Below are 19,130 nucleotides of genomic sequence, written 5' to 3' on the forward strand. Positions count from 1 at the left end.
TCGAAGGCGCGCCGGGCGACGACGCACATGCCTGAGCTACGTGCCTCCCGCACCCGTTACGAGCCCTTCCGACCGCTCGCCCAAATGCATTGACACGTCAAGATATCTATAAAATTGTAGCTTTTATCGTCTCAAGAGCCAGGGAGGGCCAGACGCATGTGGCGCGTAGGAGTGGACGTCGGTGGAACCTTCACCGACCTGTTCGCCTGGGAGGACGGCAGCGGCAATCACTGCACGGCCAAGGTCCTGACCACCAAGCGGGACCGTGCCCTGGGCGTCCTTCAGGCCATCGAGGCGGCTGGAATCCCGTTCTCCGAAATCGAGTTCCTGATGCACGGAACCACGACGGCCACGAACTCCCTGATCGAGCGCAACTATCCGGATGCGGCCTTCGTCACGACCGAGGGCTTCCGCGACACGCTGGAGATCGGTCGGCAGCACCGCAAGCACCTCTACGACCCCTACCAGGTCAAGCCCGAGCCCCTCATCAAGCGGCGCAACCGCTTTGCAGTCAACGAGCGCATCTCGGCCAAGGGCGAGGTGCGCCGGCCGCTCGACGAGGAGCGGGCGGAAGCGATCGCCCGCACCATCGCGGAGCGCGGGATCCAGTCCGTCGGCATCGGCTTCATCAATTCCTACGCCAACCCGGCGCACGAGCAGCGGATGCGGGAGATCATCCGCGCCCACAATCCCGACACCCACGTGGTCATCTCGGCCGAGACACGGCCGATCTTCCGCGAGCACCCGAGGTTCACCACCACGGCGATCCGGGCCTGCATGATGCCGGTCATGACCAGCTATTTCGACCGGCTGGCGGAAGCGCTGCAGGAACGCGGCTTTACCGGGGCGCTGCTGATCCTCAAGAGCAATGGCGGGGTGATGGGCGCCCAGAACGCCAAGGAACGCCCGGAGGAGCTGATCGAATCGGGGCCGGCCGGCGGCGTTTCGTACGCGGCCTACCTCACGCAGACCACCAGCGCGAAGAACATCATCCACACCGATGTCGGCGGCACCAGCTTCGACGCATCCATCGTGGAGGACGGCAAGGGCCTGATCACCCGCGCCTATGAGCTGGAATGGGAAGTGCCGGTCAGCGTGCCGATGCTGGACATCCACAGCGTGGGTGCCGGCGGCGGCTCGATCGGCTGGGTGGACGAGGGCGGCTCGCTCCGGGTCGGACCGCGCAGCGCCGGCTCCGAGCCGGGCCCCGCCTGCTATGGCCGCGGCGGCACCGAACCCACCATCACCGATGCCAACCTGATCCTGGGCCGCCTGCACCCCTCGCTCAGCAACAAGTTCGAGCTGGACGTGGCCGCAGCCGAGAAGGCCATGGACGCCCTGGCCGAACGGATCGGCCTGTCCCGGTTGGAAACCGCGGAAGGCATGATCCGGATCTCCTGCGAGACCATGGCGCAGGCGGTGAAGGGGGTGCTGCTGGCCCGCGCCCGCGACCCGCGCGACTTCGTGCTCGCCAGCTTCGGCGGTGCCGGCCCGATGCATGCCTGCTTCGTCGCCCAGGCGATGAACGTCCCGAAGGTCGTCATCCCGGTGCAGGCCGGCGTCGCCTCCGCGTTCGGCGCCACCGCCATGGACATCCGTCACGACGTGGAGGCCTTCCTCTATGCCCCGCTGGAGGAGGTCGACCTGAACCGGCTGAACGAGCTGTTCGATGGGCTGGAAGCGGAAGGCCGGCGTCGGCTCGCGGCCGACGGCATCCCGTACGACCGCATGATCCTGCAGCGCACCGCCCAGATGCGCTATGTCGGCCAGACCTACGAGGTCGATGCCGACATTCCGGAAGGACGGATCGGCAAGGCACATCTTCCCGGCATCGCCGAAACCTTCCATCAGGCGCACAAGCGCGAATACGGCGTCAGCTCGGACGATTTCCCGATCGCCTTCGTGGCGCTCGGCGTCACCGCGGTCGGCAAGCTCGTGGAGCCGCCGAGCTTCGCCTTCACGGCCCATGCCGATGCGCCCGAGCCCACCACGCGCAAGGTCTACTTTGCCGGGGAATGGCTGGATTCGACCGTGTATGACAGCCGGCAGCTGACGCCCGGCTTCACCCTGTCCGGCCCCAGCATCGTGGAATACCCCGATTCGATCGCGGTGATCCCGCCGCGCTGCAGCGGCCAGGTGGACGCCAGCGGCAACATGATGGTCGAGATCGCCAACTGATCCGGGAGGAAGATCCAATGACGAACGACATGGTCAAGGTCGACTCCAAGATCGACCCGATCACCTTCGAGGTTCTCCGCAACACGTTCCAGTACGCGTGCGACCGCATGTCGACGATCATGCAGCGCACGTCGTTCTCGCCGATCCTGGCGGACATCCTGGACTACTCGAACGCCATCTACGACCCGCAGCTGCGCCTCCTGTCCCAGGCGGCCAACTGCCCGGTCCATCTGGCGGCCATGCAGTTCAGCGCCGATGCGTCCACGGCACGCTTCCCCATCGACACGCTGAAGCCCGGTGACGTGATCGCGCTGAACGACCCCTACCAGGGCGGCACGCATATCAATGACATCACCTTCACCATGCCGATCTTCCACGAGGGCGAGATCCTGGGCTTTGCCGTCAGCCGGGGGCACTGGATGGACCTGGGCGGGGGTGCCGCGGGTGGGCAGTCGTTCGGGACCCATGTCGCCGCGGAAGGGCTGCGCCTGCCGCCGATCAAGCTCTACGAGAATTACGAGATCAATCGCGACTTCCTCGCGATCATCATGAACAACACCCGCACGCCGCATTTCGTGAAGGGCGACCTGCAGGCCCATCTGGGTGCCCTGAAGAGCGCGGAGACCGAGCTGCAGCGGGCGGCCACACGCTATGGCACCGAGACGATCAAGGCCGCCATGTCGGACCTGATCGGCTACACCGAGCGCATCGTTCGCAAGAGCATCGAGGACATCCCGGACGGCGACTACACGGCGGAGGACTTCGCCGACACGGACGGCTTCTCGCCGGACCCGATCAAGGTCAAGGTGACGCTCCGGGTGCGCGGCTCCGAGATCACCGTCGATTTCACCGGCTCGGATCCGGTCTGCAAGGGTGCGGTCAACTCGCCCTACGCCAACACGGCATCGGCGGCCCTCTATTCCCTGCAGTTCTTCCTGGCGCCGGACGCACCCTCGAATGCCGGCATGTTCGCGCCGATCAAGCTCGTCATTCCGGACAATTGCTGGCTGAACGCGAAGTGGCCATCACCCACCATCGGCTGCACCACGCTCGCCTCCTCCAAGATCACCAGCGCCATCTGGCAGGCCCTGGCCCAGGCGATCCCGGACCGGGTCACCGGCTCGACCTGCTCGGAATGCAACTGGTTCGTGTCCTCGACGATGGACAAGGACGGGCGCAGCGACGTGTTCTCCGACCTGCCCGCAGGTGGCTGGGGCGGCACGCCGTTCAACGACGGCATGAGCGTCACCATGGACCCGCTCGGCAACTGCATGAACATGGCCGCCGAGACGGCGGAGCTGTTCTTCCCGATCGAGTACGAGGCGTTCGAGCTGCGCCAGGATTCGGCGGGTGCCGGCAAGTACCGCGGCGGGCTCGGGGCGGTCTTCAAGGTCCGCTATTTGTGTGACGGCGAGCTCGGCATGGAGACGGCCAGGACCCGCGAGGGCAGCCCCGGCGTGAACGGCGGCGGGCGCAGCGCCGTGCAGCGTTCCAGCCATATCTACCCGGACGGGCGGGAGATCGTGATCGGCGGGCTGTCCCCGAACGGCGACTGGACCAACCCGCTGCTGGCCGGGCACCGCTTCGCCTATGACGAGCAGTTCAAGTTCGAGAGCACCGGCGGCGGCGGCTGGGGCGACCCGAAGCAGCGGCCGGCCAGGAAGGTGCTGGAGGACGTGCTCGACGAGTACATCTCGATCGAGGCCGCCCGCGACGTCTACGGCGTCGCCATCGATCCGGCTTCCATGACCATCGACGAGGCGCAGACCTCCCGCCTGCGCGGCTGAAGCAGAAAAAGGCAGGCCGGGCGTATCGTCCGGCCTGCGATCTTGCCATTCCCACCTCTGAGGAAGCCGACCTTGGCCGAACGCTACGACGCCATCATTATCGGTGGTGGACATAATGGTCTCGTCTGCGCAGCCTATCTGGCCAAAGCCGGCCTGAAGCCGCTGGTCCTGGAGCGCCGCCCGGTGTTCGGCGGCGCCGCGGTCACCGAGGAGATCGCCCCGGGCTTCCGCGCCTCGATCTTCTCCTACCTGATGAGCATCCTCCACCCGCGCATCCAGGCGGACCTCGAGCTGAAGCGGCACGGCCTGGAGATCATGCCGTGCAGCGACATGCTCTCGCCGCTGGACGACGGCGACTACATCGTCTTCTCCGACAACGTGCAGCGCACCCAGGAAAGCTTCGCCCGCTTCAACAAGAAGGACGCGGCGATCTATGCCGAGTTCGACCGGTTCCTGAACGAGAACGCCGACGTCTTCCGCAAGCTGCTCTGGGAGACGCCGTTCGATCCGACCAAGCGCGACTGGAAAACGGTCAAGCAGATGTTCGGCTTCGCGAAGCGCAACCGGAAGTACGGCAACAAGTTCTTCCGCGTCTACGACATGCTCACCATGAGCGCCTATGACTTCCTGTCCGAGTGGTTCGAGGACGACCGGATCAAGGCGGTGCTGGCCTATTACGCCTCGATCGGCACGTTCGCCGGGCCCAAGACGCCCGGCAGCGCCTATGTCATCATGCATCACGTGATGGGCGAGAACGCCGGTGCGGGTGGCTGGGGCTTCATCCGTGGCGGCCAGGGCGCCATCTCCGCCTCGATCGCCGCCGCGGCCACCGAGCATGGCGCCAGGATCCTGACCGACAGCCCGGTCAGAGAGGTCCGGGTGGTGGACGGGCGGGCGCGCGGCGTCCTGACCGAGGACGGCCGGGAATACGAGGCGCCGATCGTCATCTCCAACGCTCACGCCAAGATCCTCTATCTGAACCTGGTGGGCGAGCGGCATCTGCCCGCGGACGTGGTGCGCGACATCAAGACGTATCGGAGCTTCTCCACCGCGTTCAAGGCCAACCTCGCGGTCGAGCGGCCTCCGCAATACAGCTGCCTGGACCGGGTGCTGAAGGATGGGGCGCTGGGGGACTGGACCTATCCCACCTATGTCCATATCGCCCCGGACATCGACTATCTGGAACGGGCCTATGACGACGCCAAGCATGGCTGGTACTCGTCGGCACCGTTCATCACCCCGGTCGTGCCGACGATCGTCGACGACACCCTGGCGCCGAAGGGCAAGCACGTCGTCAACCTGTTCGGCGGCCACGCACCCTACGAGCTGAAGGGCGGCGACTGGGCGGTCGAGAAGGACAAGTTCCAGAAGACCGTGCTGGACACGATGGACCGCTTCGCGCCGGGCTTCTCGAACGACATCATCGGCGGCCAGTTCCTGATCGCCCAGGACATCGAGAACATCGTCCACCTGCCGCAGGGCCACATCTTCCAGGGCGAGCTCAGCGCCGACCAGCTCTTCTTCAAGCGCCCGGTCCCGCACCACGCCGACTACCGCACGCCGATCCACGGCCTCTATCTGTGCGGCGCCTCGACCCATCCAGGCGGCGGCGTGTCCGGGATCAACGGCTACAACGCCGCGCGCGAGATCCTGGCGGACCGGAAGACCAAGTCGGGCATGGGCTATGCCGTCAGTTGAGGCCGCCGGCTCCCGGTCCGGCCGGGAGCAAAAGGGCGCCAGCACCTCTGGTGTTTGAGCCCATGGCACGGGGCATGGTTAACTAACGATCAGCGGCCGACCCCCTCGGCCGCTGATCGCATCGTTTCCGCGGGGAGGTGCCGGGCCAGCGCCCTGGCCAGGTCCATCGCGGAGAGCGGCTTGCGCAGGACCGCGTGACTGGCGCGTCCGGCAGCCCGTTCCTGGGCCACGAGATCGCCATAGCCGGTCATCAGGATGACCGGCACATCCGGCCGCAGCCGGGCGATCCGGTCGGCGAGCTGGTCGCCGGTCATGCCGGGCATGACCATGTCCGACAGGACCAGATCGAAGCGTCCGGGATCTGCCTCGAAGGCCTGGAGCGCCCGTAACGGGTCGGTGAAGCCGGCCGGCTCGTAGCCGAGCCCCGCCAGGATCTCCTCCGTGAGCGAGACCAGCATCTCCTCGTCGTCGATCAGCAGCACGACCTGTCCGGTGCCGAAGGGAATATCCCCGCGGGATGGGTCGGCCGGCGGCAGGGGTAGGTCGCTTTCGGCGCCTGTCGGCAGATAGACCTCGAACACGGTTCCCTGGCCCGGGCGGCTCATGACGTTCATCGCTCCACCATGGTCGGCCACGATCCCATGGACGGTGGCGAGGCCCAGCCCGGTCCCGCCTCTGGATGGCCTGGTCGTGAAGAACGGCTCGAAGATCCGCTGCAGCGTCGCCTGATCGATGCCATGGCCTTCATCGCTGACGGCGATGCGGACATAGCGCCCGGCCGGCATCGTGCCATGGGACAGGATGCGCTGCCCGGCTGTCGCCACGACCGAGATGGCGAGCCGGATCCGGCCGGCACCGTTCATCGCCTGCGCCGCATTGGTGCAGAGGTTCATGATGATCTGCTGGAGCTGGGCCGGATCGCCCCTCACCATGGCACTGGCCTCGACCTGGTCGAGCTCGACCTTCACGGTGGCCGGCAACACGACGTTCAGGAGCCCGGTCGTTTCCTCGATCAGCCGCACCATCCCGACCGGCATCCGGCTGGCTTCGCCGCGACGGCTGAAGGTCAGGATCTGGTCGACCAGCAGCTTCGCGCGCATGCCGGCCGTGTGCACCGCCTCGACATGCCGGCGGGCCTGGGAACCAGCCTTCAGCGCCTGGGCCGCCATCTCGGCATAGCCCAGGATGGCGCCGAGAATGTTGTTGAAGTTGTGCGCGATCCCGCCGGCAAGCGTGCCGATCGCCTCCATCCGCTCCGCCTGCGCCAGCCGTGCCGCCAGTGCGTCGCGCTCCGCCTCGGCGCGCTGCCGCTCCAGCGCATGGGCGAAGATGTCGCTCGCGATCCTGAGCTGCTGCAGGCTGTCGGCGCTCCAGTCGCGCGGGCCGTGGGTGAGGTCGAACCCGAGCAGGCCCACGCGCCGCCCCTTCTGCCACAGCGGGATGCCGAGCCAGGCGCGGATGCCGTGAGCTTGCAGGGCAGTGCGCGCCGTACCCGCCGGCAGGGCCGGCACCGAGGCTACCGGGATGCAGCCGTCCTGCTCCAGTCGGAGCAGCTCAGGCGCAGTGAGCAGGCTCAAGGCCAGGTCCGGCCAGTCGCCATTCTGGGACCCGGCCGGCCAGACGGCCGTGCAGCCGGCCTCCCGGCCACTGTCGGCAGCGGCCAGCAGATAGGCCCGGTCGACGCCCAGCCGCTGCCCCAGCAGGGCGATGCCTGCCCTGACACCGGGGCCGATCCGCTCCGGCGGAATGTCGATGAAGGAGGTGGAAAGCTCGGCGATGGTGGACTGGGCGGCCGAGCGGATCTCCAGTTCCTGCGCATGCCTGCCGAGGTCGCGGGCGCTTCGGCGCAGCTTCAGATAAAGGATCGACAGATAGCTCAGCAGAAGGATCGCGGTGAGGTAGAGCAGGCCCTGATAGGTCGCGGCCTGGCGATCCAGGGCGGCATAGCGCTCGACCAGTAGTGCGCGGAAGGAGGCGGCGCTGGCTTCGACCGGCGAGCGGTCGAGTTCCGCCAGCTTTCCGTCCAGCATCGCCATGTGCCGCAGGATCGTGCGCCCGTGCGCGCCGATCGAGTGCCAGTCGCCAGCCGGCTCGCCGCGGACCGCCTGGTCGTACTGGTCGAGCGCCCCGGTCAGCGCCTCGGCATCCACATGGCCCACGCCCTTGCTGAAGCGGAGCATGCCGGTGGCGAGGTCGGCGAGTTCGGGGCCCAGGCCGCCATGGGCCGCGGCCTGGTCGGCGACGAGATAGGTGAAGTAGGCGAGCGAGTTCTGCACCAGGGCATTGCTGGTCTTGATCGCATCGACCAGCGGCTCCTGCTGCTCCACGGCCTGGCGCAGCTCGGCGAACCGCTCGGCCATCTGCGGCCAGTCCGGCAGGCCGGCCTGCAGTTGCCGCAGGGCCTGCTGCAGCCGGGCGGTGGCATCGACCAACGGATCGTAGTTCGCCAGCAGGCCGGCCCGGATGCGCAGTGCGTCGCGCTCCAGGGCGGCCTGGTTCAGGACGATGGCATCCACCGCGTGCAGGCGCTGTTCCTGCTCTGGCAGGTAGGGCGCAGCACCCTGGAGCATCAGGTAGGTGAGCAGCACGAGCAGCGCTGCCACGGTCAGGACCGGCCGGACCAGGGTGGTCATTCCTGCGGCGCCCCGGCCGCGCGCAGCGGGCGCCCCTGATACTCGCCGGTCAGCGTGCCCAGGAACTGGACGATCCGGTCGATGTCGGCCGGGTCGAGCGAGCGGCCGAGCTGGGTGCGCGCCATCACGGTGACGGCCCGGCCCAGCGTTTCGGCACTGCCGTCATGGAAATAGGGCGGGGTCAGGGCGACGTTGCGCAGGCTCGGGACGCGGAACACGTTCCGGTCGGCGGCGCGCCCGGTCACCTCCTGGCGCCCCGGATCGTCCTGCTTTCCGCCCGCCCCGGGTGCTATGAACAGGCCGAACTGCTCGAACAGGTTGCCGCCGATGTTGCGCCCCTGGTGGCAGCTGATGCAGCCGATCTCGCGGAACAGCCGGTAGCCGGCCAGTTCGGACGGTGTCAGCGCCGTCTCCTCGCCTTCCAGGTAGCGGTCGAACCGGCTGCCCGGCGTCACCAGCGTCCGCTGGAAGGCAGCCAGCGCCCTGGCGATGGTGACCGGGGTCGGGCCAGCCCCATAGACGGCGGCGAAGTCTGCCCGGTAGCCGGCATCCCCCTGGAGCTTGGCGATCACCTCTCGCCAGTCCGCCCCCATGATCGCGGGTGCCGCGATGGACGCCATGGCCTGGGACTCCAGGCTCGAAAATGCGCCGGTCCAGCCGAGGGTGGCGCTGAGGCCGGCATTGAACACCGTCAGCGTGTTCCGGCGCAGCGGCTTGCCGTCGATGCCTTCGCCGATTGTGCGGGAGTCGGTGCCTGCCGCGTCCAGGTCATGGCAGGTGCTGCAGGCGAACCGGTCGTCGCGCGAAAGCCGCCGCTCGAAGAACAGCTTCTCGCCCAGCGCCACTTCCGCCGGCGACGCAGGCGGCGCCCATGGCGGCAGGACGGCCGGCGTGATCGCTCCATCCGCAACGGATGGCACCGGAGGCTCTGCTTGGGCGAGGAAGCCCGGGGCAGGTAGAAGCAGGGCTCCCACCACCATCGCCGCTGCCACCCCGGCGGAAACGACCCATCCCCCGCATGCCATCATCGATCGTCCGTCAGCTCCCAGCTCCGCCAGTCGCCAAGCCGACTTTCCTTCCGGGACAGGTACCGGAGGTCCATCCGGTTGAGGCCGATATCCTTGAGCGTACGCTCGTCGAGCGTCTCCAGAAGGGTCTGGGTGCGGTGCAGGGCGATCCGCTGCCGCATGCGGCGCCAGAGCCAGCCGGCAGGACGGAGGAGCGCCTGCCACCATGGCACTGGCTGGCTCCGCCGCCCCAGGACGGGGGCCAGCGGAAGACCCGGCTGCTTGTACGAGATGGCCATGGACTCAGCCTCCTCTGGCCGGTGACTGGTCCTTCCGGACCGGGTCCGGGTCGGGAAGAGCCTCGTCTTTGCGCCACTCTGTCGACGACAGCATCAGCTCCGGATGCAGCGCGACGGCCGCCGCGGCAAAGCCGCTCACCAAGTTCCCGAACAGGGCATGGCCGAGGCGGGCAACAGCGGCAGCGCTTTGCTGCCAGCGACTTCGGCCCGCCAGAGTTAGTCGATGTCGATCTTGCATGATGCTCTCCGCCAGTTGACGGAGGCGATCCTGCCCAAGCCATATTACGCAACATTCTCTGCCGGCAGCGACATGGTTACATCGGTAGCCGGGTCAGGCGATCTCGACCGGCAGCACGAACATGTAGCCAATGCCGCGCACGGTCTGGAGGACGCCCGGCATGCCGGGCTCGGCTTCCAGCTTGCGCCGCAGCCGCAGGATCTGCACGTCGATGCTGCGGTCGAAGACATCCTCGTGGACCCTGGTCGCCTGGAGAAGATGCGGGCGGGTGAGTGGCCGCTGCGGTGCCTCCAGAAAGGCGATGAGCAGCGCATACTCCCCCTTGGTGAGGGGCACGGGGTTCCCGTCCGGGCCGGTCAGGCGGCGGGCGGTGCAGTCGAGCTGCCAGCCGCCGAACCGGAAGCGCCGCCGGTCGATGCCGGCCGTGCCGCTGGCCCGCGCTGGGCTTCGGCGGCGCAGGACGGCGCGTACCCGCGCCAGCAGCTCGCGCAGGCCGAACGGCTTGGTCACGAAGTCGTCGGCGCCGAGCTCGAGGCCCAGGACGCGGTCCACTTCCTCGCGCCGCTGGCCCGTGGCGATGATCACCGGAACGTCCGAGGAGGCCCGGATCTCGCGCAGGAGATCCAACCCTTCCTCACGGCCCAGATGGAGATCGAGGATCACCAGATCCGGCTCGCCGCGCATGAAATGGCTCGACATGTCCCGCCGGCCCTGGGCGGACAGGACCGCCAGATTGTTCTGCTCTAGGTAGGTCGTGAGCATCTGCCGCATCGCCGGGTCGTCATCGATCACCAGGATGCGCGCCCGGCCGGTCCTGTCGTCGGTCATGCCGGGTCCCCGCGGCCTGGATTGCCAGCCGGTAGCATGGTCCATCATGAGCATGCGGTTGCACTACCTCGTCTGGCCGGACCATGGCGGGTCCGGCCGCACTGCCGGGCGGCACCGTCGGAGCCACCGGGGACAGCTTTCCGCGGCGCTCATAACTGCACCTGACATCCAGGCAGTGATGTCGGTCACAGCCAGGCCGATGGCCCATGCACGGCAGGAGCCGACCCGTCGCCGGATCGGCTCTTGCGCAAGCAGGTTCGGGGAGTGAGGGATCCGCCGGTCCGGATCTCGAGTGAACGTGGGCGCGATGCCTAGGTCCCAGGGGCCGTGGCCGGCCCCCACGATGCGCTCGGTGGAGCCGCCCGTCAGTCGTGCAGGACGGTCGAGGTCCTGCCGAAGTCTAGGCGGCCGCCAGTTCGGCGCTGCGCAGGGCCTGCAAGGGCTTGAGCAGGTGATGGACCTCGGACAGCAGGCGGCAGGTCTTGGGATCGACCAGCGCCCGCTGCCGGATCGCGGCCTGCAACTGCAACTCCTGCTCAAGCCGCGCCGGCCGCTTGCCTCTGGTCTGCGGGTAAACGAAATCCGGGAGCGTAGAGACCGCCCATGGCGTCTCGATGATCCGATCGGCACCGGCCAGGAACGGGTCGGTGAGCCCGGCCAGCGGATCCGCGGAGCCCGCCCGCTCCTCCAGCAGATCGCGGAGCAGCACTGCCTCCTGCGCCGCGACGCTCATACCCTGGCCATAGACCGGGTTGAACCGGCAGATCGCATCGCCGATCGGCAGGAGGCCCCGGGGCAGGCGGGCAGGACCCCTGAAGTGCCGCCACACACTCTTGGGAAAGGCGAAGCGGCTGACCTGCGCCGGCGGACCGGCGCTCGCGAGGAAGTCGGCGATCGTTCGGGTCGGCAGGCCCTGAGCGAAAGCGATGAAGCGGCCAGGATCCGCGGGCGGGCGATCGTCCCCCCGCCCCACCAGCAGGACCTGCCAGCTTCCGTCCTCGACCTGGAGCACATAGCCAGACCGGCTGCTCTTGGGCGCATCAGCGAGCGTCGCGGCGCCGATGAAGCCCGCAGCGGGCACGGAAGCCGCGGCGAAAACCGCCGTGGCGTAGCCGATGTCGACCCGTACCGTGGTCTGCCGCACTGCCATCCCGTTGGCTTGGAGCCAGTCCAGCGTAGGGGCAGCCCGACCGGAGGCGTCCACCACCAGGTCCGCGCTGATCGTGCCGTAACGGCCCTGCTGTTCCTGATGGTGCACGCCGGCGACCCTGCCGTCCGACGAGGTCAGGATGCCGATGACCCGGGTGCCGTAGCGGATCTCGACATTGCCGCGCAGGAGGATCCGCCGGCGCAGGGCCTGCTCCAGCAGCGGGCGGGTCATCGAGAAGGTGGCAAGGCCCAGCTCCCGCCTGGGCAGGGCGCCCAGTTGCGGAAATTCCAGTTGCAGATCCCTGCCCACGTCGAGCGGGACGGCACCGGCAGTACGGAGATCCTGGTCCAGGCCAGGGAACAGGGTCGAGAGCGCGCTCATCCCGCCGCACAGGAGCAGGTGCGGATGCCGGCCCTGCGGGACGCCCTGGCGGGCCTGACCGTCGACCGGCTCTTCATCCCGCTCCAGGACGACCACGAGCTCGAAATGGTCCGCCAGCGCCTGGGCTGCGGCCAGACCCGCGATTCCGGACCCGACCACCACCGCCCGTGTTCCGCATCCGATATGCACGTGCCCCTCTCAGCCAGAAGCAACGGAGACGTCAATCTCGGCTCCTGACGTTGCGGAACCGTTTCGGCGGCAGGTTCGATGGTTGCAGTTGCAACCCGCTCCTTCCGGACAGTTCTGGGCAGGCTACCGGATGGCGAATGCCTGCGCTGCAACGTGTCGTCGATAGACATCGTCCTCGCGCAGTGTCGGGAGCGTTGCTGAAGATCTACGATGGCGCTCTCGTCCGCCGCTGGCGCAGCCATTCCCCTCGCCCGTCCTGCCGGCGCAAGATAAGAGGTGGTATTCTTTGAGTGATACCAGGTCGACATGGAAGCCGCGCAAGCTCTCACGCCAGTCATGCTGGCCCCGTTCCTGCTCAACGTCGCGACGGTCCTGCCGGTGTTCATCTGGGGGCCGCCCGGGATCGGCAAGTCCGCCCTGGTGCGGCAGTTCGCCGATGCGGTGGGCCTGCCCTGCGTGTCCCTGCTGGGCTCGCAGCTCGCACCGGAGGACATCATCGGCGTGCCGCAGATCGTGGACGGGCGCTCGCGCTTCTGCCCGCCGACCTTGATCGCGCGGGACGAGCCCTACTGCCTGTTCCTGGACGAGCTGAACGCCTGCTCGCAGGAAGTGCAGAAGGCGTTCTACTCGCTGATCCTCGACCGCCGGATCGGCGAGTTCATGCTGCCCGCGGGCACCATCGTGATCGGTGCCGGCAACCGCACGGAGGACGCGGCGATCACCCGGCCGCTCTCGTCTGCCCTGATCAACCGCCTGGTCCATGTGCAGCTGCGCGCCTCGGCCCGCGACTGGCTGGCCTGGGCGGAGCAGGCCGGGGTGCACGAGCTGGTCGTCTCCTATCTCATGCAGCGCTCGGACCATCTCTGGTCCAAGCCGCCCAAGCACGAGGAGCCGTTCTCCACCCCGCGCGGCTGGGACATGCTGTCCAGGGCGCTGTTCGCCTATGGGCCGGGCATCACGCTGGAGGAGATCGGCATCCTGGCGTCCGGGCTGCTCACCCCGGCCCATGCCCGCCAGTTCGTGGCCTTCGCCAAGCTGCGCGAGCGGGCGCACGACCTGGGTGCCATCCTCAAGGGTGAGCGCGGCTGGCCGGAGAAGCCCGACGAGCGCGACGTCCTCTATGTCCTGGTCCAGCAGCTCCGTGACCGGCTGATCAAGGAGCTGCCCGACGAGGAGAGCCGGGTCGGCGGGGAAGCCCGGCAGCTCGCCAATCGCGCCAAGGAGCTGGTCGTGAGCCTGGCGCGGATCTCCACCGAGATGGCTCAGCTCGTCGTCACCGAGACCGAGAGCGGCCTGGCCCTGCCGTCCTGGTACACGATCGAGCTGGCCCGCGCCCTGCCGCGGCTGGCCGCCCAGCGGGCTGGCTGAGCGGCACCCGTGGCCAGGAGGGACCCGCCCAAGGAGTACCGGCAGGCCAGGCTGGCAGGCACCGAGATCCTGCGCAAGGATCCTTTGTTCGCCACCCTGATAGGCAATCACTGGTGGCTCGATGACCGGCCATCGGTCGCGTTCCCGCCCGATGGCTTCGCCCGCCTGCGCTTGTATGGCCACTACGGCCAGCACACGGTGATCGAGGTCAATCCCTGGCGGCGCGCCCTGCCGGAAGAGTGGGCGAACGTGCTGGGACAGGCCCTGCTCCACCTCTATCTGTGCCACGCCGACCCCGAGCGCACCGACGAGGCCTGGCAGATCGCCTGCACGCTGGTCGGCTCCGACTTCGTCCGGCAGCTCGGCATCGGCCGCCGCCCCGACGACCTGCCCTGGTGCGAGCTGCCGCCGCTCGGCCGCGAGCCGGCGGCGATCGCGGCGGTGCTGCGCGACGGCGGGCCGGCCCTGATGGCGCAGTACGCCGGGCATGGGCTGGCCGGCCGGGGCATGCCGACCTTCACCGGCCCGGCCAACTTCCCGCCGCTCGACCGCAAGCTCCGCCAGGAGCGCCAGGACATCCTGGCCAGTGCCATCCGCCGCAGCGTGCTGGATGCGATCGACACGGCCGGTGCGACGGCGCGCGGCCCAGCCACGCCGCGCCGCAACCCGAACTCCCTGGCCGAACAGGCGCGCACCTGGTTCGTCACCAACTATCCCCTGTTGGGCTCGCTGGCCGCGGCCTTCGAGCTGATCGAGGACGCGGCACTCTGCGCGCAACTGGACATCGCGATCGCCGCCATCGACGACGAGCTGCGCCGCATCTACGTGAACCCGCACTTTCCCTGGACCCGGCCGACCATGCAGTTCGTCATCGCGCACGAGCTGCTCCATACCGGCCTGCGCCACGGGCCGAGGCGCCAAGGCCGCGATCCGTACTTGTGGAACGTCGCCTGCGACTACGTCATCAATGGCTGGCTGGTGGAGATGGGGATCGGCGAGATGCCGACCGACAGCCTGCTCCTGGACCCGGAGCTCCGGCTGGAGAAGGAATCGGCCGAGGCGGTCTATGACCGGATCGTCGGCGACCTGCGCCTGATCCGCCGGCTCAACAAGAGCCGCACCCTGCGCGGCCAGGGCAAGGTCGACGTGCTGGACAACCGCCCGCCCAGCTGGTGGACCGGCCCCGGCTGCGACCTGGACAGCTTCTACCGGCGGGCACTCGCCGAGGGGCTGGACCTCCATCTCGGCAAGGGCGTGCGCGGCACCCTGCCGGGCGAGCTGGTGGAGGAGATCCGCGCCCTGCAGCACCCGCCGATCCCGTGGGACGTGCGGCTGGGTCACTGGCTGGATGCGTTCTTCCCCCCGCTCCAGGCGCGCCGCAGCTTCGCCCGCGCCAGCCGTCGCCAGGCCGCCACGCCGGACATCCCGCGGCCGGTCTGGCTGCGGCCGGACGAGCTGATGGCCAGCCGGACCTTCGGCGTCGTGCTCGACACGTCCGGCTCGATGTCGCCGAACCTCCTGGCCCGGGCGCTGGGCGCCATCGCCAGCTATGCCTTGAGCCGCGAGGTGCCACAGGTCCGGGTTCTGCAATGCGATGCCGGCGTGCACGACATGGGCTATGTCCCGCCCGAGAGCCTGCTCGGCCGGGTCGAGGTCCGCGGCCGCGGCGGCACCGTGCTCCAGCCGGCCATCGCCCGGCTGGAGGGCGACGAGCGCTTCCCGAAGGATGCGCCGATCCTGCTGATCACCGATGGCGGCTGCGACACCCTCACCTGCCGCCGCGAACACGCCTTCCTGATGCCCGAAGGCGCCCGCCTGCCCTTTGCGACCCTGGCGCCGCGCTTCCACTTCGGCGCAGGACAGCAGTGAAAGCCGCCTGCCCGTGCCAGGACCCCTGCACCTTGTCGCCGGTAAGGATTTTCCTTACATAGCAGGCAGCAGGAGATGGCCCATGATCACGAGCCGGATCACCAGCAAGGCCCAGACCACGATCCCGCAGCCGGTGCGGGTGGCGCTCGACCTCAAGGCCGGCGACGAGCTGGTCTACGAGATCGAGGCCGACCGGGTGATCATCACCAAGCCCAGGCGGCAGCCGGTCGAGGATCCGTTCGCCACCTTCGACGAATGGGAGAGCCAGGCCGACCAGGAGGCCTATGCCGGGTTCTGAGCCGGGCCTGGCGCCGGGCGACGTCGTCCGGGTCCCCTTCCCCTATGTCGACCGCAACCGCCGCCAGCACCGCCCGGCCCTGGTGGTTTCCCGGGGCGGGATCGGCCCGGGCGGCGGGCTGCTCTGGGTGGCGATGATCACCAGCGCTGCCAACCAGGGCTGGGCGGACGACGTGCTGATCGAGGATCACGAAGCGGCGGGCCTGCCGGTGGCCTCCGTGATCCGGCCGGTCAAGATCGCCACGATCGAGACGGCGCGCGCGGAGCGGGTCGGCCGGCTGCCGCCGGCGAGCTTCGCCCGGGTGCGCGCCATCCTGGCGGAGCTGCTGGCTGCGGGCACTGAAGGCTGGAAGAACGAAGGAACGACATGGCCGATCGCTTCGACATGAGCGGCAAGGTGGCACTGGTCACCGGTGCGTCGGGCGGGCTCGGCCGGCACTTTGCCCGAGTGCTGGCACTGGCGGGTGCCGAGGTGGTGCTGGCCGCACGGCGGCAGGACGCCCTGGCCGAGGCGGCGGCCGCGATCCGGTCAGCCGGCGGCAGGGCCCGCACGGTCGGCATGGACGTTACCGATGCCGGCACGGTGGACCAGGCGTTCCAGGCGGCCGGGCCGGTCGACGTGCTGGTCAACAATTCCGGCGTCTCCGCCACGGTCACCGCCACCGACATGGACGAGGCGGACTGGGACCGGATCGTCGACACCAATCTGAAGGGTGCCTGGCTCGTGTCGCGCGCCTTTGCCCGCCAAGCGATCGCGGCCGGGCGCGACGGCGCGATCGTCAACATCGCCTCGATCCTGGGCCTGCGCGTGGCGGGCCATGTCTCGGCCTATGCCGCGTCGAAGGCCGGCCTGATCCAGCTCACCCAGTCCATGGCGCTGGAGCTGGCGCGCCACCGGATTCGGGTGAACGCGCTGGCACCCGGCTACATCGAGACCGACATCAACCGCGACTTCTTCGCGAGCGAGCGCGGCAAGGCCCTGATCGCCCGCATCCCGCAGCGCCGGCTGGGCCAGGAGGAGGACCTGGACGGCCCGCTCCTCCTCCTGGCCAGCGATGCCTCGCGGTTCATGACCGGGTCGGTCGTCGCGGTCGACGGGGGGCACCTGGTCAGCTCGCTCTGAGCCGCCTCCCCTCACCTCAGACGCGGGGTTGCGGCCGCATGTCGGTGGGGTCGATCCCGGCCACCGCCACCGGCTTCTTCATCGCGTCGCGGCGGAACGGCTCGCCCAGCTCCTGGTTCAGGATCACCTCGATGAAGACGGTCTCGCCCTTCATCTTGGCAGCACAGGCCGAGGCCAGTGCCTCGGTCAGCTCGGTTGGGCTTTGCACCTGCACGCCCTTCAGGCCGCAGGCATCCGCGACCTTGGCGTAGCTGAGCTTCGGGTTCAGCTCGGTGCCGACGAAATTGTTGTCGAACCAGAGCGTCGTGTTGCGCTTTTCAGCACCCCACTGGTAGTTGCGGAAGATCACCATGGTGATCGCCGGCCAGCCGTCGCGGCGGATCGAAGTCATCTCGTTCATCGAGATGCCGAACGCGCCGTCGCCGGCAAAGCCCACCACCGGCACGTCCGGGCAGCCGATCTTGGCGCCGACGATCGAGGGCAGGCCGTAGCCGCAGGGGCCGAACAGGCCGGGTGCGAGATATTTGCGGCCCTGCTCGAAGCTTGGATAGGCGTTGCCGATGGCGCAGTTGTTGCCGATGTCGGTGGAGATGATCGCGTCCGCCGGCAGCGCCGCCTGGATCGCCCGCCAGGCTTGGCGCGGCGACATGCGGTCCGGCTCGCGGGCGCGCACGTCGGCGTTCCAGCTGGTACCGGGATCGTCGTCCTCGTGGTCCATCGAGGAGAGCTCCTGGAGCCAGGCGGAGCGGGTCTGGTGGATGAGCGCTTGGCGCTCGGCCCGCCCGGCATCGCCCGCCTCGTGCGAGAGCTGCTCCAGGATGGCACGGGCCACCTGCCCTGCATCGCCGCAGATGCCGACCGTGATGCGCTTGGTGAGCCCGATCCGGTCGGGATTGATGTCGACCTGGATGATCTTTGCCTGCCTTGGCCAGTAGTCGATGCCGTAGCCCGGCAGGGTCGAGAACGGGTTGAGCCGGGTGCCCAGTGCCAGCACCACGTCGGCCTTGGTGATCAGTTCCATGGCCGCTTTGGAGCCGTTATAGCCCAGCGGGCCCACCGCCAGGCGATGGCTGCCGGGAAAGGCGTCGTTGTGCTGGTAGCCGGCGCAGACCGGCGCATCCAGCCGCTCGGCGAGCGCCACCGAATCCGGGATCGCCCCGCCGATCACCACGCCTGCCCCGTTTAGGATCACGGGAAAGCGCGCCTCGGACAGGAGCTTCGCCGCTTCTGCGATCGCCTCCCGGCCGCCGGCCGGCCGCTCCAGCCGCACGATCTGCGGCAGCTCGATGTCGATCACCTGGGTCCAGAAGTCGCGCGGGACATTGATCTGGGCGGGGGCCGAGCCGCGCCAGGCCTTCTCGATCACCCGGTTCAGCACCTCGGCGATCCGGGAGGGGTCGCGCACCTCCTCCTGATAGCAGACCATGTCCTGGAACAGCGCCATCTGCGGCACTTCCTGGAAGCCCCCCTGCCCCATCGTCCGGTTCGCCGCCTGGGGCGTGACCAGCAGCATCGGGGTGTGGTTCCAGTAGGCGGTCTTGACCGCCGTCACGAAGCCGGTGACGCCCGGCCCGTTCTGGGCGATCGCCATGCCCATCCGGCCGCTGGCCCGCGTGTAGCCGTCGCACATGATCCCGAACGCATGCTGGATGCCGTGCATCTGCAGGACTTTGAAAGGCCTCTTCGGTGGTCATCTTCATCGGTGCGGCTCCCCTTCCCCAACCGGCTGCGTCAGGCTGCCCCGAAGCTGTCGGCAAGTATCGCGCTTGTCGATCACGATGTTGCGTGGCTTCCAGCCTTTCGCTCCAGGGAGGACGATCATGTCCAGCACCACGATCATGCCGGCCCGATCGCCCGATGACATCGCCGCGGCCGCCCGGCTGTTCCAGGCTTACGCCGCGTCGCTTTCCGTCGACTTGGCCTACCAGGTGACCTTGCCCCCTGATTGCCCCCGTTCATAACCAGAGTCCGTTCTGGTCGTGGTCCTGTCTGGACCGGGTTGCGACCTCGTTCGGGGTGAGGCCGCCGAGGCTCGTGTGGGGCCGGTGGCCGTTGTAGTCGTCCCGCCAAGCATCGATGATCCGT

The 19,130-nt window shown here is 68.6% G+C and carries 16 protein-coding genes and 1 pseudogene; 9 read left to right on the forward strand and 8 right to left on the reverse strand.

Going from position 1 to position 19,130, the window contains the following annotated elements; genetic code table 11:
- The first annotated feature begins 156 nt into the window (after positions 1 to 156).
- The 3 genes from HLA95_RS23290 to HLA95_RS23300 all read left to right on the forward strand — a co-directional run bounded on the left by HLA95_RS23290 (position 157) and on the right by HLA95_RS23300 (position 5,663).
- On the forward strand, positions 157 to 2,178 hold the full coding sequence (locus HLA95_RS23290; RefSeq protein WP_191057902.1) for a hydantoinase/oxoprolinase family protein: 2,022 nt from the start codon (positions 157 to 159) through the stop codon (positions 2,176 to 2,178).
- A gap of 17 nt (positions 2,179 to 2,195) precedes the next feature.
- On the forward strand, positions 2,196 to 3,965 hold the full coding sequence (locus HLA95_RS23295; RefSeq protein WP_222184686.1) for a hydantoinase B/oxoprolinase family protein: 1,770 nt from the start codon (positions 2,196 to 2,198) through the stop codon (positions 3,963 to 3,965).
- A 72-nt stretch (positions 3,966 to 4,037) separates the two neighbouring features.
- Positions 4,038 to 5,663: a phytoene desaturase family protein gene (locus HLA95_RS23300; RefSeq protein WP_222184688.1), complete on the forward strand. Its 1,626-nt coding sequence runs from the start codon at positions 4,038 to 4,040 to the stop codon at positions 5,661 to 5,663.
- 89 nt (positions 5,664 to 5,752) lie between these two features.
- Here HLA95_RS23300 and HLA95_RS23305 read toward each other — a convergent pair whose 3' ends face one another.
- The 6 genes from HLA95_RS23305 to HLA95_RS23330 form a co-directional block, all read right to left on the reverse strand.
- Positions 5,753 to 8,296, reverse strand: a complete 2,544-nt coding sequence (locus HLA95_RS23305; RefSeq protein ID WP_191057903.1) for a two-component system VirA-like sensor kinase — start codon at positions 8,294 to 8,296, stop codon at positions 5,753 to 5,755.
- Positions 8,293 to 9,216, reverse strand: coding sequence for a cytochrome-c peroxidase (locus HLA95_RS23310; protein ID WP_191057904.1), 924 nt, complete (start codon positions 9,214 to 9,216; stop codon positions 8,293 to 8,295). Before HLA95_RS23310 ends, HLA95_RS23305 begins: the two co-directional genes overlap by 4 nt.
- Positions 9,217 to 9,320: 104 nt before the next feature.
- The gene (locus HLA95_RS23315) at positions 9,321 to 9,602 is read right to left on the reverse strand and encodes a YjiS-like domain-containing protein (RefSeq protein ID WP_191057905.1); all 282 of its coding nucleotides are present in this window, start codon (positions 9,600 to 9,602) and stop codon (positions 9,321 to 9,323) included.
- 4 nt (positions 9,603 to 9,606) lie between these two features.
- The gene (locus HLA95_RS23320; RefSeq protein ID WP_222184690.1) at positions 9,607 to 9,840 is read right to left on the reverse strand and encodes a hypothetical protein; all 234 of its coding nucleotides are present in this window, start codon (positions 9,838 to 9,840) and stop codon (positions 9,607 to 9,609) included.
- Positions 9,841 to 9,933: 93 nt separating this feature from the next.
- Entirely contained in the window at positions 9,934 to 10,668 is a 735-nt protein-coding gene (locus tag HLA95_RS23325) for a response regulator (RefSeq protein WP_222184692.1), read from the reverse strand.
- Between the two features lie 400 nt (positions 10,669 to 11,068).
- Positions 11,069 to 12,361, reverse strand: a complete 1,293-nt coding sequence (locus HLA95_RS23330) for an NAD(P)/FAD-dependent oxidoreductase (RefSeq protein ID WP_222184694.1) — start codon at positions 12,359 to 12,361, stop codon at positions 11,069 to 11,071.
- 333 nt (positions 12,362 to 12,694) lie between these two features.
- Here HLA95_RS23330 and HLA95_RS23335 point away from each other — a divergent pair, with 333 nt between their 5' ends.
- The 5 genes from HLA95_RS23335 (at position 12,695) to HLA95_RS23355 (ending at position 17,045) form a co-directional block, all read left to right on the forward strand.
- Positions 12,695 to 13,756: an ATP-binding protein gene (locus HLA95_RS23335; protein WP_191061772.1), complete on the forward strand. Its 1,062-nt coding sequence runs from the start codon at positions 12,695 to 12,697 to the stop codon at positions 13,754 to 13,756.
- A gap of 9 nt (positions 13,757 to 13,765) precedes the next feature.
- Entirely contained in the window at positions 13,766 to 15,625 is a 1,860-nt protein-coding gene (locus HLA95_RS23340; protein WP_222184696.1) for a vWA domain-containing protein, read from the forward strand.
- A gap of 82 nt (positions 15,626 to 15,707) precedes the next feature.
- Positions 15,708 to 15,923, forward strand: coding sequence for an AbrB/MazE/SpoVT family DNA-binding domain-containing protein (locus HLA95_RS23345; protein ID WP_191062021.1), 216 nt, complete (start codon positions 15,708 to 15,710; stop codon positions 15,921 to 15,923).
- A complete protein-coding gene (locus HLA95_RS23350; RefSeq protein WP_191062020.1) occupies positions 15,910 to 16,311 on the forward strand; it encodes a type II toxin-antitoxin system PemK/MazF family toxin in 402 nt (133 codons plus the stop codon). Before HLA95_RS23345 ends, HLA95_RS23350 begins: the two co-directional genes overlap by 14 nt.
- The gene (locus tag HLA95_RS23355) at positions 16,290 to 17,045 is read left to right on the forward strand and encodes an SDR family NAD(P)-dependent oxidoreductase (protein ID WP_222184699.1); all 756 of its coding nucleotides are present in this window, start codon (positions 16,290 to 16,292) and stop codon (positions 17,043 to 17,045) included. The genes HLA95_RS23350 and HLA95_RS23355 overlap by 22 nt, the downstream gene beginning before the upstream one ends.
- 16 nt (positions 17,046 to 17,061) lie before the next feature.
- Here the strand turns inward: HLA95_RS23355 and xsc are convergent.
- Positions 17,062 to 18,745 (reverse strand): annotated as a pseudogene (gene xsc / locus HLA95_RS23360) (sulfoacetaldehyde acetyltransferase).
- Positions 18,746 to 18,865: 120 nt separating this feature from the next.
- Between xsc and HLA95_RS23365 the strand changes: the two are divergent.
- Positions 18,866 to 19,006, forward strand: coding sequence for a hypothetical protein (locus HLA95_RS23365; RefSeq protein WP_191061736.1), 141 nt, complete (start codon positions 18,866 to 18,868; stop codon positions 19,004 to 19,006).
- Here HLA95_RS23365 and HLA95_RS23370 read toward each other — a convergent pair.
- On the reverse strand, positions 19,001 to 19,130 hold a 130-nt coding region (locus HLA95_RS23370; RefSeq protein WP_222182689.1), incomplete at its 5' end, for an integrase core domain-containing protein. The genes HLA95_RS23365 and HLA95_RS23370 overlap by 6 nt on opposite strands.

This window comes from Geminicoccus harenae, from assembly GCF_019800005.1.
GTDB classification, from domain to species: Bacteria; Pseudomonadota; Alphaproteobacteria; order Geminicoccales; family Geminicoccaceae; genus Geminicoccus; species Geminicoccus harenae.